General features: G+C 69.3%; 16 protein-coding genes. 13 read left to right on the top strand and 3 right to left on the bottom strand.

Features of this window, described 5'->3' with window-relative positions; all coding sequences use genetic code 11:
• Positions 1-12 precede the first annotated feature (12 nt).
• Complete coding sequence (locus N1031_RS11870; RefSeq protein ID WP_259479843.1) at positions 13-3,417, top strand: pyruvate carboxylase; 3,405 nt, start codon at positions 13-15, stop codon at positions 3,415-3,417.
• Positions 3,414-3,905, top strand: coding sequence for a peptide deformylase (def, locus tag N1031_RS11875; protein WP_259479844.1), 492 nt, complete (start codon positions 3,414-3,416; stop codon positions 3,903-3,905). The genes N1031_RS11870 and def overlap by 4 nt, the downstream gene beginning before the upstream one ends.
• Positions 3,906-3,925: 20 nt before the next feature.
• Here the strand turns inward: def and N1031_RS11880 are convergent, their stop codons facing one another.
• Positions 3,926-5,749 (bottom strand): AMP-dependent synthetase/ligase, encoded by a 1,824-nt coding sequence (locus tag N1031_RS11880; protein ID WP_259479845.1) that lies wholly within the window; start codon positions 5,747-5,749, stop codon positions 3,926-3,928.
• A gap of 103 nt (positions 5,750-5,852) precedes the next feature.
• Here N1031_RS11880 and N1031_RS11885 point away from each other — a divergent pair, with 103 nt between their 5' ends.
• The 5 genes from N1031_RS11885 (at position 5,853) to N1031_RS11905 (ending at position 13,456) form a co-directional block, all read left to right on the top strand.
• Positions 5,853-6,800 (top strand): ROK family glucokinase, encoded by a 948-nt coding sequence (locus N1031_RS11885; protein WP_259479846.1) that lies wholly within the window; start codon positions 5,853-5,855, stop codon positions 6,798-6,800.
• Positions 6,800-7,501 carry a lysophospholipid acyltransferase family protein gene (locus N1031_RS11890; protein WP_259479847.1) on the top strand — a complete coding sequence of 234 codons (702 nt, stop codon included), beginning with the start codon at positions 6,800-6,802 and terminating at the stop codon, positions 7,499-7,501. Before N1031_RS11885 ends, N1031_RS11890 begins: the two co-directional genes overlap by 1 nt.
• A gap of 79 nt (positions 7,502-7,580) precedes the next feature.
• Positions 7,581-8,924 carry a class II 3-deoxy-7-phosphoheptulonate synthase gene (locus tag N1031_RS11895; RefSeq protein ID WP_259479848.1) on the top strand — a complete coding sequence of 448 codons (1,344 nt, stop codon included), beginning with the start codon at positions 7,581-7,583 and terminating at the stop codon, positions 8,922-8,924.
• A gap of 40 nt (positions 8,925-8,964) precedes the next feature.
• On the top strand, positions 8,965-11,211 hold the full coding sequence (locus N1031_RS11900; protein ID WP_259479849.1) for a cell wall-binding repeat-containing protein: 2,247 nt from the start codon (positions 8,965-8,967) through the stop codon (positions 11,209-11,211).
• Positions 11,212-11,245: 34 nt separating this feature from the next.
• Positions 11,246-13,456: a cell wall-binding repeat-containing protein gene (locus tag N1031_RS11905; RefSeq protein WP_259479850.1), complete on the top strand. Its 2,211-nt coding sequence runs from the start codon at positions 11,246-11,248 to the stop codon at positions 13,454-13,456.
• A 27-nt stretch (positions 13,457-13,483) separates the two neighbouring features.
• Here the strand turns inward: N1031_RS11905 and pknB are convergent, their stop codons facing one another.
• Complete coding sequence (gene pknB, locus N1031_RS11910; protein WP_375163638.1) at positions 13,484-15,556, bottom strand: Stk1 family PASTA domain-containing Ser/Thr kinase; 2,073 nt, start codon at positions 15,554-15,556, stop codon at positions 13,484-13,486.
• A gap of 126 nt (positions 15,557-15,682) precedes the next feature.
• On the opposite strand from pknB, the gene N1031_RS11915 reads away from it, so the two are divergent.
• On the top strand, positions 15,683-16,024 hold the full coding sequence (locus N1031_RS11915; protein ID WP_259479852.1) for an Rv2175c family DNA-binding protein: 342 nt from the start codon (positions 15,683-15,685) through the stop codon (positions 16,022-16,024).
• A gap of 96 nt (positions 16,025-16,120) precedes the next feature.
• On the opposite strand, the gene N1031_RS11920 is transcribed toward N1031_RS11915, so the two are convergent.
• Complete coding sequence (locus N1031_RS11920) at positions 16,121-17,230, bottom strand: polyprenyl synthetase family protein (RefSeq protein ID WP_375163637.1); 1,110 nt, start codon at positions 17,228-17,230, stop codon at positions 16,121-16,123.
• A 91-nt stretch (positions 17,231-17,321) separates the two neighbouring features.
• On the opposite strand from N1031_RS11920, the gene N1031_RS11925 reads away from it, so the two are divergent.
• The 5 genes from N1031_RS11925 to N1031_RS11945 all read left to right on the top strand — a co-directional run bounded on the left by N1031_RS11925 (position 17,322) and on the right by N1031_RS11945 (position 22,107).
• The gene (locus N1031_RS11925; protein WP_259479896.1) at positions 17,322-17,729 is read left to right on the top strand and encodes an SCO2097 family morphological protein; all 408 of its coding nucleotides are present in this window, start codon (positions 17,322-17,324) and stop codon (positions 17,727-17,729) included.
• A gap of 266 nt (positions 17,730-17,995) precedes the next feature.
• The gene (gene mraZ, locus N1031_RS11930) at positions 17,996-18,427 is read left to right on the top strand and encodes a division/cell wall cluster transcriptional repressor MraZ (protein ID WP_259479853.1); all 432 of its coding nucleotides are present in this window, start codon (positions 17,996-17,998) and stop codon (positions 18,425-18,427) included.
• Positions 18,428-18,575: 148 nt separating this feature from the next.
• A complete protein-coding gene (gene rsmH / locus N1031_RS11935) occupies positions 18,576-19,562 on the top strand; it encodes a 16S rRNA (cytosine(1402)-N(4))-methyltransferase RsmH (RefSeq protein ID WP_259479854.1) in 987 nt (328 codons plus the stop codon).
• A 58-nt stretch (positions 19,563-19,620) separates the two neighbouring features.
• Entirely contained in the window at positions 19,621-20,310 is a 690-nt protein-coding gene (gene ftsL, locus N1031_RS11940) for a cell division protein FtsL (protein ID WP_259479855.1), read from the top strand.
• Between the two features lie 12 nt (positions 20,311-20,322).
• Positions 20,323-22,107: a peptidoglycan D,D-transpeptidase FtsI family protein gene (locus tag N1031_RS11945; RefSeq protein WP_259479856.1), complete on the top strand. Its 1,785-nt coding sequence runs from the start codon at positions 20,323-20,325 to the stop codon at positions 22,105-22,107.
• The last annotated feature ends 1 nt before the right edge of the window (position 22,108 follow it).

Consider the following 22,108-nt stretch of genomic DNA (forward strand, 5'->3'; position numbering starts at 1 on the left):
TGAAAGGTCTGCATGTTCAAGAAGATCCTTGTGGCCAACCGCGGCGAGATCGCGATCCGGGCGTTCCGGGCCGCCTACGAGCTGGGTGCCCGCACCGTCGCGGTGTTCCCCTACGAGGACCGCAACTCGATGCACCGGCTGAAGGCCGACGAGGCCTACCAGATCGGTGAGGTCGGGCATCCGGTGCGTGCCTATCTCGATGTGTCGGAGATCATCCGGGTGGCTCTCGAGTCGGGTGCAGACGCCATCTACCCGGGTTACGGCTTCCTGTCGGAGAACCCCGAGCTCGCACGCGCCGCCGCCGAGAACGGCATCACCTTTATCGGGCCCGGCGAGCACGTGCTCGAGATGGCGGGCAACAAGGTCACGGCCAAGGAGCACGCGATCGCGGCTGGTGTGCCTGTGCTGGCGTCGTCGCCGGCCACGACCGACATCGAGGTGCTGCTCGCCGCCGCCGACGAGATCGGGTTCCCGGTGTTCGCGAAGGCGGTCGCGGGCGGCGGTGGGCGCGGGATGCGCCGGGTCGAGACCCGTGAAGAACTGCGGCCGGCGCTCGAGGCGGCGATGCGAGAGGCCGACAGCGCGTTCGGCGACCCGACGATGTTCTTGGAGCAAGCGGTGCTGAGGCCCCGGCACATCGAGGTGCAGATCCTCGCCGACGGTGCGGGGGAGACGCTGCACCTGTTCGAGCGCGACTGCTCCGTGCAGCGGCGCAACCAGAAGGTGGTGGAGATCGCTCCGGCGCCGAACATCTCCGACGAGCTCCGCGAGGCCCTGCACTCCGACGCGATCAAGTTCGCGCGCTCGATCTCGTACGTGAACGCGGGCACGGTCGAGTTCCTCGTCGACACAGTGGGGGAGCGGGCAGGCCGGCACGTGTTCATCGAGATGAACCCGCGCATCCAGGTGGAGCACACGGTCACCGAGGAGGTGACCGACGTCGACCTCGTGCAGTCGCAGATGCTCATCGCCTCGGGGGCGACCTTCGCCGAGCTGGGGCTCAGTCAGGAGTCGATCGTGCTGCACGGCGCCGCACTGCAGTGCCGCATCACGACGGAGGACCCGACGGCCGGCTTCCGCCCCGACACCGGCAAGATCGCCGCGTACCGGTCGCCCGGGGGTGCGGGCGTGCGCCTGGACGGCGGTACGGTCGATGTCGGTGCGCAGATCAGCCCGCACTTCGACAGCATGCTGGCGAAGATGACCTGCCGCGGCCGCGACTTCCCGGCGGCCGTGCGACGGGCCCGTCGTGCGCTGGCCGAGTTCCGCATCCGCGGTGTCTCGACGAACATCCCGTTCCTGCAGGGTGTGCTCGACGACCCGGACTTCATCGCGGGCGACCTCTCGACGAGCTTCATCGAGGAGCGGCCGCAGCTGCTCGCGGGGCACCGGTCGAAAGACCGCGGTACCAAGATCCTCAACTGGCTCGCCGACGTGACGGTGAACCAGCCCAATGGCGCCCGGGTCGGCGCGGCCGACCCGGTGCAGAAGCTGCCCGCGCTCGACCTCTCGGTGCCGGCTCCGGCGGGGTCGCGTCAGCGGCTGCTCGAGCTCGGCCCGGCGGGATTCGCGGCGGCGCTGCGCACGCAGACCGCTCTGGCCGTGACCGAGACGACGATGCGCGATGCGCACCAGTCCCTGCTCGCGACCCGCGTGCGCACGCGCGACCTGGTGGCCGTGGCACCGTACGTGGCCCGGCTCACCCCCGGGCTGCTGAGCGTGGAGGCCTGGGGTGGTGCCACCTACGACGTGGCCCTCCGCTTCCTCGGCGAAGACCCCTGGGAGCGCCTCGCCGCGCTGCGGGAGGCCCTGCCCAACGTGGCCGTGCAGATGCTGCTGCGTGGCCGCAACACGGTCGGCTACACGCCGTACCCGACCGAGGTGACAGATGCGTTCGTCGCCGAGGCGGCGGCCACCGGCGTCGACGTGTTCCGCATCTTCGACGCGCTCAACGACGTGTCGCAGATGCGCCCCGCGATCGACGCCGTGCTCGCGACGGGCAGCACGGTGGCCGAGGTGGCCGTCTGCTACACGGGCGACCTGCTCAACCCCGCCGAAGACCTCTACACCCTCGACTACTACCTGCGGCTCGCGGAGCAGATCGTCGAGGCCGGCGCCCACGTGCTCGCCGTGAAGGACATGGCGGGACTGCTGCGCCCCGCCGCCGGTGCGAAGCTCGTGAGCGCGCTGCGGGAGCGGTTCGACCTGCCGGTGCACGTGCACACGCACGACACCGCGGGCGGGCAGCTCGCGACTCTCCTGGCGGTCTCGGCCGCGGGAGCCGACGCGGTCGACGTCGCGGCGGCGCCCCTCTCGGGCACCACCTCGCAGCCGTCGCTCTCGGCCCTCGTCGCCGCGCTCGCCCACACCGACCGTGACACCGGGCTCTCGCTGCAGGCCGTCTCCGACCTGGAGCCCTACTGGGAGGCCGTGCGCCAGCTCTATCGCCCCTTCGAGTCGGGGCTGCCCGGTCCCACGGGCCGCGTCTACAACCACGAGATCCCGGGCGGGCAGCTCTCGAACCTGCGCCAACAGGCCATCGCCCTCGGACTCGCCGACGACTTCGAACTCATCGAAGACCTCTACGCGGCCGCGAACCGCATCCTGGGCCGCATCCCGAAGGTCACCCCGTCGTCGAAGGTCGTGGGCGACCTCGCCCTGCACCTCGCGGCGGTCAAGGCCGACCCGGCCGACTTCGAGCAGAACCCGGGTGCCTACGACATCCCCGACAGCGTGATCGGGTTCATGGCCGGCGAGCTCGGCGAACTGCCCGGCGGCTGGCCGGAGCCGTTCCGCAGCAAGGTGCTCGCGGGCCGCGACGTGAAGGTGGGCATCACCCCGCTCGAGGCAGACGACCGGGATGCGCTGGCCGGCGACCCCGCCACGCGGAAGGCCGCGCTCAACCGGCTGCTGTTCCCCGCCCCCACCCGCACCTTCGAGCAGCTGCGGGAGCTCTTCGGCGACCTCAGCGTGGTCGACACCGTCGACTACCTCTACGGGCTCACCCCGGGCACCGAGCACGTGGTGCAGATCGCCCCCGGCGTGCGCCTGTTCGTGGGGCTGGAGGCCATCGGCGAGGTCGACGACCAGGGGATGCGCACGGTGATGACCACGCTCAACGGCCAGTTGCGCCCGGTCAACGTGCGCGACCGCTCGGTGAAGGTGGAGAGCAAGACGGCCGAGAAGGCCGACGCAGCCCAGCCCGGCCAGGTCGCCGCCCCGTTCTCGGGCGTCGTGACGGTCAAGGTGGCCGTGGGCGACACGGTGGCCGCCGGAGACCCGGTCGCCACGATCGAGGCCATGAAGATGGAGGCCGCGATCACCACGCCGGTGGGCGGGGTGGTGCAGCGGCTCGCCATCCCGAGCACGCAGCAGGTGGAGGCGGGCGACCTCATCGTGGTGGTGGCGCCCGCGTGAGCGTTCGTGAGATCCGCCTGTTCGGCGACCCCGTGCTGAAGACCGTCTCCGACCCCGTGGTCGAGATCGACGACCGCGTGCGCGGACTCGTCGAAGACCTGCTCGACAGCGTGAAAGTGCCCGGGCGTGCCGGAGTGGCCGCGTCGCAGATCGGGGTGAACCTCCGGGTGTTCAGCTACAACGTCGACGGACAGGTGGGGTACATCATCAACCCCGTGCTCGTCGAGACCTCGGGCGAGCCCGAGCTGGTCGACGAGGGCTGCCTGTCGGTGCCGGAGCTGTGGTTCAAGACCAGTCGCTACCCGTTCGCACGCGCCACGGGCATCGATCTCGACGGCAACGCGATCGAGGTGTCGGGCACCGGTGTGCTCGCCCAGGCGCTGCAGCACGAGACCGACCACCTCGACGGGCTGCTGTACCTCGACCGGCTCGACAAGCCCACCCGCCGCGAGGCGATGCGGCGGGTGCGCGAGTCGAGCTGGTTCTGAGCGCCTACGCCGGCGACGACTCAGTGCGCCAGTGACACGCCCTCGGTGGCCGGCGCCGAGGAGTAGATGCCCGCGATGGTGTCGGCGTAGTCCTTCACGATCACGGCGCGCTTGATCGACAGCTTCGGTGTGAGGTGCCCGCTGGCCTCGGTGAAGTCGTCGGGCAGCACCACGAACTTGCGGATGGACTCGGCCCGCGACACCAGTGCGTTCGCGGCGTCGACCGCGCGCTGGATCTCGGCGAGCACCGCCGGGTTCAGCGCCGCCTGTGCGAGAGACAGGTCGGCGGGTTGCCCGTTGTTGCCCAGCCACACCGGCAGCATCTCGCTGTCGAGCGTGATGAGCGCCGAGATGAACGGCTTCTGGTCGCCCACGACCACCACCTGACCCACCAGCGGGTTCGACCGGATGGGGTCTTCGAGCGCCGCCGGGGCCACGTTCTTGCCGCCCGCCGTGACGATGATCTCCTTCTTGCGGCCCGTGATGGTGAGGAACCCGTCGGAGTCGAGGGCACCGATGTCGCCGGTGTGGAACCACTCGCCCTGCATCACCTCGGCCGTGGCCGCCTCGTTCTGCCAGTACCCGGCGAACACGTTGATGCCCTTCACCAGGATCTCCCCGTCGTCGGCGATCTTGAGGCCGACCCCGGGGAGGGCGGGGCCGACGGTACCGATCTTGAACTTGTCGGTGAGGTTGACCGTGGCCGGCGCGGTGGTCTCGGTGAGGCCGTAACCTTCGAGGATCTTCACGCCGAGGCTGCGGTAGAAGTGACCCAGCCGGTGGCCGAGCGGCGCCGATCCCGACACCGCGTACTTCACCCGGCCGCCGAGAGCGGCCCGCAGCTTCGAGTAGACCAGCCGGTCGAACAGAGCGAACCGCAGCTTGAGCCCGAGCGGCACGTGGCCGGCGTCGAGGGCTTCGGAGTGCTCGACCGCCACGGCGGCGGCACTGCGGAAGATCTTGCCCTTGCCGCCGGTCTCGGCCTTCTGCTCCGAGGAGTTGTAGACCTTCTCGAACACCCGCGGCACCGCGAGCAGGAACGTGGGCTTGAACGACCCCAGCGCCGGCAGCAGCTGCTTCGTGTCGGCCTGGTGGCCCACCTTCACACCGCCGTGCACGCAGAGGATGGAGATGAAGCGCGCGAACACGTGGGCCGTGGTGATGAACAGCAGGGTGGAGGCGCCCCCGGCCAGCACATCCTTCATCGCGACCGCGGCGTTGCGGGAGAGCTCGACGAAGTTCGAGTGGGTGAGGATGCAGCCCTTCGGCCGTCCCATCGTGCCGGAGGTGTAGATGAGGGTCGCGAGGTCGGACCCCTTGGCGAGGCGGCGTCGGCGCTCGATCTCCTCGTCGGGCACGCCGGCCCCCGAGGCCGCGAGCTTGTCGAGATCGCCCAGATCGACCTGCCACACCGTCGTGACCAGGGGGAGATCGGGGTGCACCTCGTCGAAGCGCGCGAAGTGGTCGGCCGTCTCGACGATCATCGCGATGGCTCCCGAGTCGCTGAGGTTCCACTGCACCTGCGCGGGGGAGGAGGTCTCGTACACCGGTACGAGCACCGCTCCGGCGAACCAGGTGGCGAAGTCGATGAGCGACCACTCGTAGCGGGTCTTGCACATGAGGCCGATCTTGTCGCCGGGCTGGATGCCCGCGGCCACGAGGCCCTTCGCGACCGCGCGCACCTGGGTGAGGAACTCCGCGGCGGTGATGTCGCGCCAGCCCGCGCCGTCCGGCACGGCGAACAGGGCGTCGTCGGGGGTGAGCCTGACGCGCTCGATGAGCAGGTCGGTGGTGTTCGCCTCTGGGTCGGCGGCCACGACGGGAGGAACGAAATACTGGTCCACGGCAACTCCTTCGGTACCGGTCGAGTGCAACTCATCTACACTCTACTTGGTGCATCCGGGCCTTCCCTGGACGGCCGCCCCCGCTTCGAAAGGAAACACGATCATGCGTGCCATCGGAATCGACATCGGTGGCACGAAGATCGCCGGCGCGGTGGTCGACGAGTTCGGCACCATCCTGGCCCACGACCGCCGGCCCACCAGCGCATCCGAGCCCCAGGTCATCGAAGACACCGTCGTCGACATGGTGCAAGACCTCGCCGTGGGTCACGACATCACGGCCGTGGGCGTGGCCGCCGCCGGGTTCATCGACGCCTCGCAGTCGATCGTCTACTACGCGCCCAACATCAGCTGGCGCAACGAGCCCTTTCGCGAGAAGCTCGAGAAGCGCTTGGGCCTGCACATCGTGGTGGAGAACGACGCGAACGCGGCCGGATGGGCGGAGTTCCGTTTCGGAGCCGGGCGGCTGGTGAGCGACATGGTCACGCTCACCATCGGTACAGGTGTGGGCGGGGCCATCGTGAGCCAAGACCGGCTGTTCCGCGGCGGCTTCGGTGCCGGGGCCGAGCTCGGGCACCTGCGCGTCGTGCCCAACGGGTTGCCCTGCGGATGCGGGGCCCACGGCTGCATCGAGCAGTACGGCTCGGGCCGGGCGCTGCTGCGGCTGGCCAACGAGCTGGCGGATGCGGGGGGCATCGGCCAGGCGCTCGCCTCGGTGCGCTCGCGCAAGGGTGTGCTCACCGGACAGGACGTGAGCGAGCTGGTGCAGATCGGCGACCCTGGAGCGCTCTCCGCGCTGCGCACGCTCGGCACCTCGCTCGGGCAGGCGTGCGCGAGCCTGGCCGCGGTGCTCGACCCGCAGTTGTTCGTCATCGGCGGTGGCGTGGCCCAGTCGGGCGAACTGCTGCTCGACCCCATCCGCCAGGCCTTCCTCGAGGTGCTCCCGGCCCGGGGCTACCACCCCGAGCCCGCCTTCGCGATCGCGGAGCTCGTGAACGATGCGGGCGTCGTGGGCGCCGCCGACCTCGCCCGGCGCTACGCGGAGTCGATCTGATGTTCTACTTCCTCGCCAAGTACCTCCTGGTCGCGCCCGTGCTCAAGACCCTGTTCCGGCCCTGGGTGATCGGGCTCGAGAACATCCCGGCCAAGGGCGGCGCGATCCTCGCCTCGAACCACCTCTCCTTCAGCGACTCGGTGTTCCTGCCGGTCGTCGTCGACCGGCACGTGTCGTTCCTGGCCAAGAGCGACTACTTCACGGCGAAGGGCATCAAGGGCTGGCTGATGAGGCTGTTCTTCACCGCCTCCGGCCAGCTCTCGATCGACCGCACCGGAGGAAAAGCTTCCGAAGCCTCGCTCAACACCGGGCTCGGCGTGCTCGCCCGGGGCGAGCTGCTCGGCATCTACCCCGAGGGCACCCGCAGCCCCGACGGAAAGATGTACCGGGGGCGCACGGGCGTGGCCCGGATGGTGCTCGAAGCGCACGTGCCGATCATCCCGGTCGCCATGATCGACACCGAGAAGGTCATGCCCATCGGGTCGAAGCTGCCGAAGATCATGAGGATTGGCATCGTCATCGGCGAGCCACTAGATTTCTCTAGGTTCGAAGGCCTCGAGTCCGACCGGTTCATCCTTCGCTCCGTGACCGACGAGATCATGTACGAGCTCCACCGGTTGAGCGGGCAGGAATACTCGGACGTGTACGCGACTTCGGTCAAGGAGAAACGCGCGAGAGTCGCGCGCGCCGGCGCCCGCTAGCGGGCTGCGGCATCAGATAGATACAGGACAACAGTCAGTGGTGGATCCAACAGAGCGAATCGTCGAAGCGGATGAATCTGTGATCGCGGGTCTGGACTATTGGCGCACCCTGCCGGTGAAGCAGCAGCCGGAGTGGCCAGACACCGCCGCGGTGGAGTCGGTGTCGCGCGAGATCGCGACCCTGCCGCCGCTCGTGTTCGCGGGCGAGGTCGACGAACTGCGCGACCGTTTGGCGACGGCTGCTCGCGGTGAGGCCTTCCTGCTGCAGGGCGGCGACTGCGCCGAGACCTTCGCCGGTGCCACGGCCGATCAGATCCGCGACCGGGTGAAGACCGTGCTGCAGATGGCGGTCGTGCTCACCTACGGCGCCTCGATGCCGGTCATCAAGATGGGACGCATGGCGGGCCAGTTCGCCAAGCCCCGCTCCAGCGACACCGAGACCCGGGGCGGCGTCACGCTGCCCGCGTACCGCGGCGACATCGTGAACGGTTACGACTTCACGCCCGAGTCGCGCACCGCCGACCCGAAGCGGCTGCTCGACGGCTACCACGTGGCCGCGTCGACCCTCAACCTCATCCGGGCCTTCACCCAGGGCGGCTTCGCCGACCTGCGGCAGGTGCACACCTGGAACAAGGGGTTCACCTCGAACCCCGCCAACGTGCGCTACGAGCAGCTGGCCGGCGAGATCGACCGCGCGGTGAAGTTCATGGTGGCCTGCGGCGCCGACTTCGAGGCGCTCAAGCGCACCGAGTTCTTCGTGTCGCACGAGGCGCTGCTGTTCGACTACGAGCGGCCCATGACGCGCATCGACTCGCGCACCGGAACGCCCTACAACACCTCGTCGCACTTCGTGTGGATCGGGGAGCGCACGCGCGACCTCGACGGTGCGCACGTCGACTTCCTCTCGCGGGTGCGCAACCCGCTGGGGGTGAAGCTCGGGCCCTCGACCACGCCCGACGACATGATGCGGCTCATCGACAAGCTCGACCCGAACCGCGAGCCCGGCCGTCTCACCTTCATCACGAGGATGGGCGCCGGCAAGATCCGGGATGCGCTGCCGCCGCTGCTCGAGGCCATCAAGGCCTCGGATGCGCTGCCGCTGTGGGTGACCGACCCGATGCACGGCAACGGGCTCACCACGCCCAACGGCTACAAGACGCGTCGTTTCGACGACGTGGTCGACGAGGTGAAGGGCTTCTTCGAGGCGCACCGGGCGGCGGGCACGCACCCCGGCGGCATCCACGTCGAGCTCACCGGTGACGACGTCACCGAGTGCCTCGGCGGGTCGGAGCACATCGACGAGGAGACCCTGGCCACCCGCTACGAATCGCTCTGCGACCCGCGACTGAACCACATGCAGTCGCTCGAGCTCGCGTTCCTCGTGGCCGAGGAGCTCGTGGCGTCGGGCACCTCCGGGCGGTAACTCTTCCTCACGTCCGGGCATAGCTGATATATTCTCGGCTATGTCCAGACGTGGTGTGGTTGTCGTGGCGGCGGTCGCCGCCCTTGGCGCGGGGTTGCTCGTGGCGCCCGGCGCGGCGCAGAGCGCCGAGTTCGCGGCCACGGCGCCACCGCCGATCGTGGTGGCGAGCACGGCCCGCGACGGCGCGCACCTCGGTGGCAACGGCGTGTCATCAGAAGTGGACATGACGCCCGACGGTGCGTACCAGGTGTTCACGTCGTCGTCGACCGATCTCGTGTCGACACCGGTGCCTTCGGGGACGACACAGGTGTACCTGCGTGACACGGCCTTCGGGTCGGTGCGGTTGATCTCTCAGTCTCCTCTCGGCGGCCGGGGTGGAAACGGCCCGTCGACCAGACCCGCGGTGTCGGACGACGGGCAGACCATCGCATTCCTCTCGTCCGCGAGCGATCTGGTCGACGGCTACTCCGCTCCCGGGGTGCAGGCGTACGTGTGGAGCCGCGCGACCGGCTTGATTCGACAAGCGTTCTCGAGCGAGTTCCCGCCCAACGCCTGGGTGACGGATCTCGATCTCTCGGGCGACGGCAAGACCGTGTCCCTGGTCACTTCCGCCACGAATCTCACCTCCATTCCGACCTACAACAAGCCCCAGGTCTATCGCGCCGTAGTGAACGGCACCGGTGCAGAACTGATCAGCGTGGGCGACACTGGGACGGCGTCGGTGGGCGGGTCGAGCGAACCATCGATCTCGAAAGACGGCTCGGTGGTGGCGTTCACGGCGATCGACCTGCAGGTGGACGGATCGGTGCCGCGCGGGCGGCAGGTCGTGCGGTACGCGAGCGGAGAGACGCCTCGGATGAAGGCGGTGAGCCGGGTCGACGGGCGATTCGCGAACGGGGAGTCGTTCGAACCGGGTATCTCGGCCGACGGGGAGGGCGTCGCGTTCACGAGCACGTCGACCGATCTCACGTCGGAGGCTCTCGACGGGCGGCGGCAGGTGTTCCACCGCGACATGAGGAGCTCGCGGGTGCGCCTGGTCAGCTCCACTCCGCATCGCGGGGGAGTCGCGTCGGGCGAGTCGTACAGCCCGTCGATGGGGGCCGATGGGGTGCGCATCGGATTCGTGTCGACCGCGACCGATCTGGTGCCCGGCGCGGACGGGACGCCTCAGGTGTATGTGGGCGACTCCTACACCGCACGAATCTGGTTGGCGTCGCGGGGAACGACGGGAGTTCTTGCCGATCGCGAACCGGACCATCCGGTGATCGATGCGCGAGGCATGTCGGTCGCATTCGAGTCGACTGCCACATCTCTCGTGCCCGGTGCCACCGGTCGGCAGGTGTTTCTCGCGAGCGGGTACTCGCGCGGCAAGGTCGAGCGGATCGGGGGCGCCGACCGCTACGAGGTGTCTGCGGCGATCTCGGCGCGCACCTTCCCGCCAGGAGTACCCGTCGTGTACGTGGCATCGGGAGAGGGCTATGCCGACGCCTTGTCGGGATCGGCGATGGCTGGAGCGCAGAGTGGGCCGGTGCTGTTGACCCGCAAAGGCGCCGTTCCGGCGAGCATCCTGCGTGAGCTGCAGCGGCTGAAACCCGCTAGGATCGTCGTTCTCGGAGGCCTCAACACCGTCGACGACGCCGTGTTGAGCATCCTGACCCCGATGGCGGCGAAGGTCGAACGTGTCGCGGGTGCGGATCGGTACGAGACCTCGGTGCTGGTCTCGGCGTCGTGGAACCGGACCGGACCCACCTACATCGGGCAGCAGGCCTACATCGCGTCGGGCGAGAACTTCCCGGATGCGCTCGCGGGCTCGGCTGCGGCGGGTGCCCACAGAGCGCCTGTGCTGCTCACGAGACGCGACACGATCGAGGCCTCGCTCGTGGGTGAGATCACTCGGATCAAGGCGGAAGATGTGGTGGTGCTCGGGGGCACCAACTCGATTTCGGACTCGTTCGTCGAGGGCTTCGGCGTCATCAAGCCCACACGCCGGATAGGCGGCCAGGATCGCTACGCGGTGGCGGCGTCGGTCGTCAACGAGCTCCCCGCCGTCAACACCACGGCCGAGCTCTTCATCGCCTCAGGTGAGACCTATCCCGACGCGCTCTCGGCCGGAGCTGCCGCCGTGCAGAGCGGCAGCCCCGTGCTCCTCGTGACGAAGACCACCATCCCCGACTCCGTGCGAGCCGCCCTCGCCCGCTACAGCCCCACCTCGATCACCGTTCTCGGCGGCACCAACACCGTCTCCGACGCTGTCCTCGCCGACCTCGAGCAGTACCTCAAGCGGTGAGTGGGAGATGTCTAGACATGATGGAGTCTCAAAGATGAGGAAGCTTGTGTGCGCGATCGTATCGGTCGCGGTTGCTCTCGGCGGAATGCTCGCGGCGCCACGCGCGGCGGTCGGCGGCGAGATCCTCGCGTCTGCGCAGCCGATCCAGGTCGTGAGCACGCCCCGCGATGACCCCGGTCGCGGGGGCGACGGTGACTCCATGCAGGCGGACATCACGCCCGACGGGCGGTTCCAGGTGTTCTCCTCGACCTCGACCAACTTGGTCGCCTCACCGGTGACCCGGGGAGAGAGTCAGATTTACCTCCGCGACACGGCGACTGGGTCGGTGCGGATGATCTCGACGAGTGCCGACGGCTCAGAGGCGGGGAATGTAGCGTCCACCCTGCCGACGATCTCCGACGACGGCACGGTCGTCGCCTTCTTGTCGCGAGCGAGCAACCTTGCATCCACCGGCACGCCGTGGGAACGCTCCGTGCTCGTCTGGCGGCGAGACACGGGCACGATCACCGAGGCCACCAGGGCTCTCACGCCCGACGAACCTGTCATGGAACTCGATCTCTCAGGCGACGGCCGCACGATCGCGTTCGCGACCGCGGCCACGAACCTCGCGAGTATCCCCACGTACAACAAGTCGCAGGTCTACCGCCTCGAACTCGGAACCGCTACGGCCGAGCTCATCAGCATGAGCGATACGGGTACTGCGAGTGTGGGCGGAGCGTCTGAGCCGTCGATCTCGCGAGACGGAACGTTCACGGCGTTCACGGCGACCGATCTGGAGGTCGGGGGGCGGTCGTCCCGTCTGTCCGAAGTGTTCCGGTTCAGTAGTTCCTTCGGGGCGGAGAACGTGAGCGGGTTCGGGAACGGGTCGTCGACCTCCCCGAGCATCTCGGCGGACGGCGGCACGATCGCCTTCGTGAGCTCGTCGACCGACATCAGCTGGCGGCCGGTGAACGGCAAGCGGCAGGTCTATGTCCGGGAGATGCGGGACCCCTTCCCCGATCTCGTGAGCCTGACACCTCACCGCAAGACTGCGGGCGACGGCGAGTCGTACGCCCCCGTCCTGGGTGCCGACGGCTTCCACATCGCCTTCGTGTCGACCGCCACACAGCTCGTGGCCGGCTCCGACGGGAGCCCGCAGGTGTACGTGGGCGACAGGTGGGCCTTCAGTTTCCGCATCGCTTCGCGCGGCTCGGCCGGGGTGCTCGCCGACCACGAGCCCGCTGGGCTCTCGGTCGATCGCGACGCGAGCGTCGTCCTCTTCCAGGCCTCCGCCGGGAACCTCGTGCCCGGGGTGACGGGCCAGCAGATCTACGCCTCCCGCCAGCACTCGGCGCGCACGGTCGAGCGCGTCGGGGGAGCTGATCGATACGAGGTCTCGGCGGCGGTCTCAGCTCGCGTGTTCCCTCCGCACGTGCCTGTCGTCTACCTGGCGTCGGGCGAGGGATACGCCGATGCGCTCTCCGGCGGGGCGATGGCGGGTGGTCAGAGCGGCCCCGTCCTGCTCACGCGCAGGAGTTCGATACCCGACCCGGTCATCGCCGAGCTCGCACGGCTCAAGCCGTATCGCATCGTCGTGCTGGGTGGGGTCAACTCCATCGACGAGGTGGTCGTCACCCGACTGGCGGGTTACGCGACGGAGGTGGTGCGCGCGGCCGGTGCAGACCGGTACGCGACGTCGGTCGAGGTGTCGAAGTCATGGGATCGAGACGTCACCGTGATCGGGCAGCGGGTGATCTTGACCTCGGGAGAGAACTACCCCGACGCACTGGCGGGAGCGGCTCTCGCCGGCAACGGAGGAGCGCCCGTGCTGCTGACCCAGCGCGACAGCATCAGCCGAGCGACCCTCGACGAGATCTCGAGACTCGAGGCGAGCGAGATCCTGGTGCTCGGCGGTGTGAACTCGGTCTCCGAGACGGTGGTGACGAAGCTGGGTGCTGTGGCGCCGACTCGGCGAATCGCGGGAAGCGACCGGTACACCGTCGCGTCGGCTCTCCTGCCGGAGTTCGGCTCCACCAGTGGGATCGTCTACATCGCGTCGGGCGAGAACTATCCCGATGCTCTCTCCGCGAGTGCTGCCGCGGTGAACGAGTACGCCCCGGTGCTGTTGGTGACAAAGAACACCATCCCCGATGCCACCAAGAACGTGCTCCGCACCTTCAAGCCGCTCCGCATAGTCGTGCTCGGCGGCCCGAACACAGTCGCAGACTCCGTGCTCTCCGAACTGAACGGCTACCTGCGCCCCTGAACGCGCGACGTCTCGGTGTGCTGCGGGTCAGAGGCCGAGGCTGACCGAGATGGTGGAGCCGCGCGGCGCGGAGGTGCCGCCGTCGGGAGAGAGGGCGGTGACTTTGAGGAGGCCGCCCGTGCCCGGGATGTCGCCGATCGGGGGGTAGCTGAGGGAGAAGCCGGCGGCTTCGAGCTGGGGCTTCGCCTCGTCCCAGGTGAGGCCGACGACGCTCGGAATGGCGACCGGCTCCGGCCCGCGCGAGATGTTGAGCGTGATGGTGTCACCGGGGTGCACCGGGTCGGTGGTGCGCACCGCCTCGTACACCTGCCCCTCGGGGATGTCGTCGTTGAACTCGTGGGCACCCTCCGCGCCGACGAGCTCGACGCCCTGCAGGGTGGCGACCGCCTCCTCGAGGGTCTGGCCGACCACATCGGGCACCGCGCCCATCGACACCACGAGGGTGACCGGCTGCATCTCGGGGTACTCCGTGCCGAGGAGATTGCCGTCCGACCCCAGCGCGGCCATCACGATGCCTGCGGCGACGCCGTCGTCGAAGCGCCGCTGACTGTCGGTGACCGCGAACGGCACGGCCTCGAGCGTGGCCTTCGCAGTCGCTTCGTCCATGCCCGCCAGGCCCTCGGGCACGGCCTTCATCGCCGGGCCGGTCGACACGAGCACATCGATCGCCGATCCGTTCGGCGCCGAGCTCTCTCCGGGGGGATCGGTCCCGATCACCGTGCCGGCGGCCACGTCGAGGCTCGGTGTCGGCACCTGTCGTGTGGTGAAGCCGACTCCCTGCAGGGTCGCCTCGGCTTCGGCCGGTGCCGCACCCGCGACGGTCGGCACGGTCGTGTAGGCGCCGGGGCCCGCCCCGAAGTACCACCCGGCACCGCCCACGAGGGCCGCGACCACGACGATGATCGCCGCGATCCAGAACCCACGGCGTCGGCGCTTGGCGGCCTTCGTCACGACCTTCGACTTGGCGGAGGCCTGCTTGACGCCGCCGGCCGGCGGCGCGAGCTTCGTCGAGAACGCCGTGGTGTCGCCCGTGCCCCCGAACGGTCCGAACGGGCCCTCGGATGCGGGTGGAGGCGACCCGGCAGCGCCCGAACCCGAGCCGGCAACGCCCGGCCCACCCGGCTGCCCCGTGCCCGGCGGGTTCGGGTTCAGCACCGTCGTCATCGCGCTCGTGCGCCGCCGCGACTCGAGCACCTGCGTCTGCGCGTTGTCGAGCTCGGCGTCGAAACCGGCGGCCGGGATGACCGCGGTGCGCCCGGTGGTCGCGGAGGGCCGGGTGCTCACGATCTCGGCCTCGGCGTCGCGCAGGCGGTCGAGCATCTCGCGCGCATCCGTCGGGCGGTCGGCCGGGTCTTTCGCGGTGGCCCAGAGCACGAGATCGTCGAGCTGCTCGGGCACCGACGCGTTCGCCGCGCTCGGCGTGGGCATCTGGTCGTTGGCGTGCTGGAACGCGATGGCCATCGGCTGCTCGCCCACGTAGGGCTGCGCGCCCACGAGCATCTCGTACATCATGATGCCGGCGGCGTAGATGTCGCTGCGCGCATCCGCGGTGCCGCGCGTGAGCAGCTCGGGGGAGAGGTAGGCGATGGTGCCGAGCAGCGCCTGCCCGGTGGCCGTATTGGCCGACACCGCGCGGGCGAGCCCGAAGTCGCTGATCTTGATGCGGCCGTCGTCGGCCATGAGCACGTTCTCGGGCTTGAGGTCGCGGTGCACGATGCCCGCCTTGTGGGCGGCGGCGAGCCCGCCAAGCACGGCGTCCATGACGTCGATGGTCTGCTCGGTGGTGAGGCTGCGACGCTCCTTGAGCAGGTCGCGCAGCGTCACGCCCGGGAGGTACTCCATGACCAGGTAGGCCATGTCGCTGTCCTGCCCCTGGTCGAAGACGTTGACGACGTTCGGATGCGCGAGCCGGGCCGCCGAACGGGCCTCCTGCACGAAACGCTCCTTGAAGACCGCGTCGTCGGCGAGGTGGCCGTGCATGATCTTGATCGCCACCTGGCGCTCGAGCCGCAGGTCCATCGCGATGTAGACCGTGGCCATGCCGCCGCGGGCGATGCGCGAGGTGACCCGGTATCGGCCGTCGATGAGACGTCCGATCATGGGGTCGGGGGGCGCGCTGGTCACGCCTACGAGTCTAGAGAGCGACCCGTGCACTTGGCGGCATCGACACCGCCTCGTTATGCACTCGCCCGTTCATCGGGTCGCTGCCTGTGGCACTCTGGAGGGGTGACCGATCTGCCTGCCATCGAATGGCTGACTGTTCCCGAACTCGCCGAAAGGCTCGACCTCACTCCGAGCCGCGTCCGCCGCCTCATCGAAGACCGGCATCTGGTCGCCGTTCGGCGCGACGGGGTGCTGAGTGTTCCCGCCTCGTTCCTCCGCGACGGCGAGCCGCTCACCGAGCTTCGCGGCACGGTGATCCTGCTCGCCGACAACCGCTTCAGCGACGACGAGATCGTGGAGTGGCTGATCGAACCGAACGACACGCTCGACGCCGCCCCCATCGACGCTCTGCGTGCAGGCCGCAAGACCGAGGTGCGCCGGGTCGCCCAGGCCCTCGCGTTCTGAGCGACGCCATACGGATGCCCGGGTCACCGGATGAGCGAGTCGCCGGGTGCGCGGGTCACCCGGTGTGAGGGCCCCGGATGCGAAGGGTAGCGCGGGTCACGCCTCGCGCTGGGTGATGCGGCGGGCGAGGCTCGCGAGCTCCGCCTTCGCCGTGTCGCCGAGGGGTGCATCGGCCAGTTCGCCCAGAGCCTCGCGCATGCGGTCGGCGATCATCCGCTCCACCTCGTCGAGCGCACCCGTCTGCCGGAGCGTCTCCTGCAGCATCCGGATCTGGCCCTCGTCGAGCTCGGGGTCTCCGAGCAGTTCGTCGAAGAGCCGGCGCGACGACGGATCGAGCCGCGAGCGGGTGAGTGACACCAGCACGGTGCGCTTGCCCTCACGCAGGTCGTCGCCGCTCGGCTTGCCCGTGCGCGCGGCGTCGCCGAACACGCCAAGCACGTCGTCGCGCAACTGGAAGGCGATGCCGAGCGGCAGGCCGAAGCGACGGAGCGACGCGAGCTGGTCGTCGGTCGCGCCACGCAACGAGGCGCCGATGACGAGCGGGGCCTCCACGCTGTACTTGGCCGACTTGTAGACGATCACCCGTTCCGCTCGCGCGAGCGACTCGGCGGGGTCGACCGTGGCCCAGGCGCGCTCCTCGAGCAGGTCGAGGTACTGACCGAGCGTGACCTCGGTACGCATGGTGTCGATGGCGGCGCGGGCGGCCAGATGGGTGTCGAGCGAGGGGGCGCCGAGGATGGCGTGCGAGAGGATCTCGTCGCTCCACGCCAGCAGCAGGTCGCCGAGGAGGATCGCGGATCCCTCGCCGAAGCCGCCCGCGTCGCCGCGCCAGCCCTCCTCGCCGTGCAGGGCCTCGAAACGGCGGTGCACCGCGGGCATGCCGCGGCGGGTGTCGGAGTGGTCGATGATGTCGTCGTGCACGAGGGCGGCGGCGTGGAAGAGCTCGAGCCCGGCGGCGAGGTCGACCAGGTCGGCGAGCTCGGCGTCACGAGGTGGCGCGGCCTCCGTGGCGGGGGTGCCGACGGCGCGCCAGCCCCAGTAGCAGAACTGCGCGCGGAACCTCTTGCCACCGCTGAGAAGATCCCGCGAGTACCTCGCGAACGGACCGAGCTCGGGAGCGATGCGACGCACAATGGTGTCGCGCGAAGCGAGGAGATCGGCCAAGCGGGCGTCGACCAGTTCGACCAGGCGCCGGCTTTCCATCACCCGCCTAGCCTAGCCAGACTCCGCGCACTACAATCAGCATTGACCCAGCGCCGGCCTGTAAGGCGCCGGTCCAGAACCTGAGGTGAAGAAGATGCCGCTCTCGGAGCAAGAACAGCGACTCCTCGATGAGATGGAGCGCAGCCTCTACCACAACGACGCCGACTTCGTCTCGGCGGTGGGGGGCGGGCGTGGCCGTCTGAACTACGGTGCGCTCGTGCTCGGCATCCTCGTGGGCATCCTGGGTCTCGGGGTCGTCATCACCGGCGTGGTGCTCCGCCAGCCCGTCGTGGGCATCGTGGGCTTCGTGGCCATGTTCGGCGGCGTGCTGCTGGCCCTCCGGCGCACGCGCGGCCGTGCCGCCTCGAACTCCGCGCGAGCGACGGCCGCTCCCGGCGCAGGGCACACCTCGAACGGCTCGTCCAGCGGCAAGGCGTCGAGTGCCGGCTTCATGGATCGCATGAGCGACCGGTGGGACCGCCGGGACGACGAGCGCGAGTAGCCGCAGGGAGTAGCCGCCGCCAGTAGTCCCAGACTCCTCCACCGGGCTCCACTCGGAGCCACCAGATCAAGACCGACCTTCGGGTCGGTCTTTTTTTGTGCCCGAAGAACCCCGGCACGCTCCCCGGGCCTCCATTTCCCTCCACCAGCGGGATCCCTGTGATTTCAACGATCTCGAGGCATGATTCGACGACTCGGCGTCGAAATTCATTGTCTGGTGGTGGGTAGTGGAGTAAAGTGGAGGAAAGTGATCGAGAGGGGAGGGAGATGTTCCTTGGCACGTACGCTCCTCGACTCGACGAGAAGGGGCGCATCATCCTCCCGGCCAAGTTCCGCGACGAGCTCGCGGGCGGTGTGGTCATGACCCGGGGCCAGGAGAACTGCATCTACGTGTTCTCCACCCGCGAGTTCGAAGAGCTGCACGAGAAGATCCGGCAGGCCCCCGTCACGAGCAAGCAGGCTCGTGACTACCTGCGCGTATTTCTCTCGGGAGCGAGCATGGAGACCCCCGACAAGCAGCACCGCGTCACCGTTCCGGCGGCGCTCCGCAGCTACGCCAAGCTCGACCGCGACCTCGTCGTGATCGGCGCGGGCAGCCGTGCCGAGATCTGGGACGCCGAGGCGTGGAACAGCTACCTCGCCGCCCAGGAGGCGGCCTTCTCCGAGACCGACGAGGAGGTGATCCCCGGCCTCTTCTGAGTCGTCATCCGTGACTCCCAGCCGTTCACCGCCCTGACCGACTTCCCCGCGGCCAGGTCGGGCGCCCTGACTCACTTCCCCGGAGCCAGGTCGGAATGGATGGGGATCAGGGACGACGAACCAGGAACCACCAGCGGCCAGGACCACCATGACCGACGACCTCACGAACTCCGACAGCAGCGCTCCCATCTCGGGCATCCACGCCTCGGTGCTGCTCGAACGCACCCTCGAACTGCTCGCCCCCGCGCTCGGTCGCCCCGGCGCCGTGCTGGTCGACTGCACCCTCGGCCTCGGCGGCCACTCCGAGGCCTTCCTCGAGGCGTTCCCCGAACTCCACCTCGTGGGCCTCGACCGCGACCCCAACGCCCTCGAACTGGCCGGCCGTCGCCTCGAGCGTTTCTCCGCCCGCACCGACCTCGTGCACTGCGTCTACGACGAGATCGACGACGCACTCGACGGCCTCGGCATCGACGAGGTCGACGGCGTGCTCTTCGACCTCGGTGTCTCGTCGATGCAGCTCGACCGGGTCGAGCGTGGGTTCTCGTACTCGCAGGATGCGCCACTCGACATGCGCATGGACGACACGGCCGAGCTCACCGCGGCCCAGATCATCGCGAGCTACCCCGAGGCAGAGCTCCGCCGCATCTTCCGCGACTACGGCGAGGAGAAGCTCGCCGACCGCTACGCCCGATTCATCGTGCAGGCCCGTGACGAGACCCCCATCCTGCGCTCGGGCCAGCTGGTCGACATCCTCCAGACGGCCACTCCGGCGAAGCTCATGAACGCGGGTCACCCCGCCAAGCGGGTGTTCCAGGCGCTGCGCATCGAGGTGAACGCCGAGCTCTCGGTGCTCGAGAGGGCGCTGCCCAAGGCCATCGACGCTCTTGCCGTGGGCGGCCGGATCGTGGTGCTGTCGTTCCAGTCGCTCGAAGACCGCATCGTCAAGCGCGAACTGCAGCGCCGCTCGGTGTCGACAGCGCCGGCGGGCCTTCCGGTCGAGCTGCCCGAGCACCGGCCCGAGCTCAAGCTCCTGGTGCGCGGTGCCGAACTCGCCGGAGACGAAGAACGAGCCCGTAACCCACGGGCCATCCCCGTACGGATGCGCGCCGCCGAACGACTGAGGAGGGTCGCATGAGCAACCTGGCCACCTCGCGAATGCTTGTGCGCACCGCCGAACGACTGAGGAGGGTCGCATGAGCAACCTCGCCACCGCCCACATGCTGCGCCCGAGTGGTGCGTTCAGCAGCGCGGCACCCGCCATCGACCCCGAGATCGACTCCGACCTCGAGCTCGATCTCGCGGGAGTCTCCGCCCCCGACGGAAGCCCCGACTCCGATTCGCGCCGCCGCCGCGCCCCGTGGATCCAGATCGCGCCCAGCCGCAGCCAGCGCCGGGCCCGCCCGAAGATCGCCTACGCGATCGTGGTGGTGACCGGCGTGCTCGCCATCGTCATCACCCAGCTGCTTCTGAGCGTCGGTCTCTCCGACGGCGCCTACGAGATCGCCTCGCTGCAGCAGCAGCAGCGCGAGCTCGACCGCACCAACCAGACCCTCACGGAGCGCTTCGACGCCCTCTCCTCACCGCAGAACCTCGCGACGAGCGCGGAAACGCTCGGCATGGTGGCCGGTGGCACCCCCGCCTACCTCCGTCTCTCCGACGGAGCAGTGCTCGGCACACCCTCCCCGGCGGCGGGCTCGGCGGTCTCGGGAGGCCAGCTCATCCCGAACTCCCTGCTCACCCCGGCCGCGGCGACCGCGACCGCCGATGGCGCGAGTACGGCATCCGCCGACCCCGCCGCGGCCACGCCGAGCGCGCCTACCGTCCCCGCGCAGTCGACCGACGTACCGTGGCAGGGTGCACTGCCCTCGCCCACCACGCACTGACCGGTCGTTCCTGTGACAGCACCTCAGGGCGCCGCAATCGACCGCCGCATCCGCCGCCGCACCGCCGTGGCCGTTCTCGCGGTGGTGGCGGTGGTGGCCGTGTTCATCGTGCGGCTGGTCTCCATCCAGGTGGTGCAGGCCGACACGCTCAACGCGGAGTCGTTCGACAAGCTCTCCAACCAGGTGGCGATCGACGGCCTGCGCGGCGACATCGTCGACAACGACGGCACCGTGCTCGCCACGACCGTGCTGCGCTACGACATCACCGCCTCGCCGAAGTCGGTGAGCGACATCGAGCGCACGGCGGCCGACGGCACCGAGACGACGGTCACGCCGCAGCAGGCGGCGGCCGAGATCGCCACCATCCTCGGCACGTCCTCCGACGAGATCTACGGGCTGCTCACGGCCGACCCCACCTCGAACTTCGCCTACGTGGCCCGCAACGTCGACGTCGACACCTTCCGCGCCATCCGCGACCTCGGCATCTGGTGGCTCTACTACAGCTCGAACCAGCAGCGCAGCTACCCGAACGGTGCGGTCGCCGGCAGCGTGGTGGGCTTCATGGACGACGAGGGCGAGGGCGTCGCGGGCGTCGAGCAGATCGAGAACACCTGCCTCACCGGCAAGGACGGCGTCGAGACCTCCGAGCTGAGCGGCGACGGCGTCGCGATCCCCGGCACCACCGAGACCACCGTCGAGGCGGAGCAGGGCGGCACGGTGGTGCTCACGCTCGACAGCGACCTGCAGTGGTTCTCGCAGCAGGCGCTGCTCGCGCGCATCCAGGAGACCGGCGCCGACTGGGGCACCGTGGTGGTGCAGGAGGTGAAGACCGGCAAGCTGCTCGCCGTGGCCGACTACCCGAGCGTCGATCCCAACGACGTCGACGCCACAGCCGATGCCGATCGCGGCTCGATCGCCTTCCAGGCCCCGTTCGAGCCCGGCTCCACCTTCAAGGCCCTCACCGCCGCCTCCGTTCTCGACGCCGGCGCCGCCACCGTGGCCACCCAGGTCGAGGCGCCCTACATCTACACCGACGCGAACGGCGCCTCCACGCGCGACAGCTCCTACCACGACGGCCCGCTGCGGCTCACCTTCGCCGGCGTGATGCAGGAGTCGTCGAACACGGGTACCGCGATGCTCGGCGAGCTGCTCAGCTCCGAGCAGCGCTACGACTACATCGAGAAGTTCCACATGACCAGCCCCAGCGAGGTGGGCTTCCCCGCCGAGTCGGGCGGCATCCTCTCGCCCTGGGACGAGTGGGACGACCAGACGAACATGACCACCACCTTCGGTCAGGGCATCTCGACCACGGCCATCCAGATCGCGAGCCTCTACCAGACCCTCGGCAACGGCGGCGTGCGCCTGCCGGTGCAGCTCGTCGAAGGCTGCCAGGCCGCCGACGGCACGATGACCGAGGTTCCGGATGCGACGGGCGAGCAGATCGTGCCGTCGACCGTGTCGACCGACGTGGTGAACATGCTCGAGACCGTCGTCACCGGTGGTTACGCCAAGACCAGCCTCGAGATCCCGGGCTACCGGGTGGCGGCGAAGACCGGTACGGCGCAGATGAGCGACGGCTCCGGCGCCTACGGTTCGAGCTACATCACCTCGGTGGCCGGGCTCGCCCCCGCGGAGGACCCGCAGTACGTCGTTTCGGTCACCATCGCCAAGCCCGTTACCATTGAGTCGGCTCTGGCCGCGGCTCCGGTCTTCCAGGAGATCATGTCGCAGGTGCTGAAGGAGAACCGCGTTCTCCCCTCCACGGTTCCGGGGCCCGACCTGCAGACGACGTATTGAT

The sequence above is a fragment of the Herbiconiux moechotypicola genome, assembly GCF_024979255.1.
Lineage (GTDB): Bacteria > Actinomycetota > Actinomycetes > Actinomycetales > Microbacteriaceae > Herbiconiux > Herbiconiux moechotypicola.

Coding starts and splice junctions, on each gene's coding strand:
- N1031_RS11870 (WP_259479843.1), top strand. CDS start 13: ATGTTCAAGAAGATCCTTGTGGCCAACCGCGGCGAGATCGCGATCCGG.
- N1031_RS11885 (WP_259479846.1), top strand. CDS start 5,853: ATGCGTGCCATCGGAATCGACATCGGTGGCACGAAGATCGCCGGCGCG.
- N1031_RS11890 (WP_259479847.1), top strand. CDS start 6,800: ATGTTCTACTTCCTCGCCAAGTACCTCCTGGTCGCGCCCGTGCTCAAG.
- N1031_RS11900 (WP_259479849.1), top strand. CDS start 8,965: ATGTCCAGACGTGGTGTGGTTGTCGTGGCGGCGGTCGCCGCCCTTGGC.
- N1031_RS11905 (WP_259479850.1), top strand. CDS start 11,246: ATGAGGAAGCTTGTGTGCGCGATCGTATCGGTCGCGGTTGCTCTCGGC.
- pknB (WP_375163638.1), bottom strand. CDS start 15,556: ATGATCGGACGTCTCATCGACGGCCGATACCGGGTCACCTCGCGCATC.
- N1031_RS11925 (WP_259479896.1), top strand. CDS start 17,322: ATGCCGCTCTCGGAGCAAGAACAGCGACTCCTCGATGAGATGGAGCGC.
- mraZ (WP_259479853.1), top strand. CDS start 17,996: ATGTTCCTTGGCACGTACGCTCCTCGACTCGACGAGAAGGGGCGCATC.
- rsmH (WP_259479854.1), top strand. CDS start 18,576: ATGACCGACGACCTCACGAACTCCGACAGCAGCGCTCCCATCTCGGGC.
- ftsL (WP_259479855.1), top strand. CDS start 19,621: ATGAGCAACCTCGCCACCGCCCACATGCTGCGCCCGAGTGGTGCGTTC.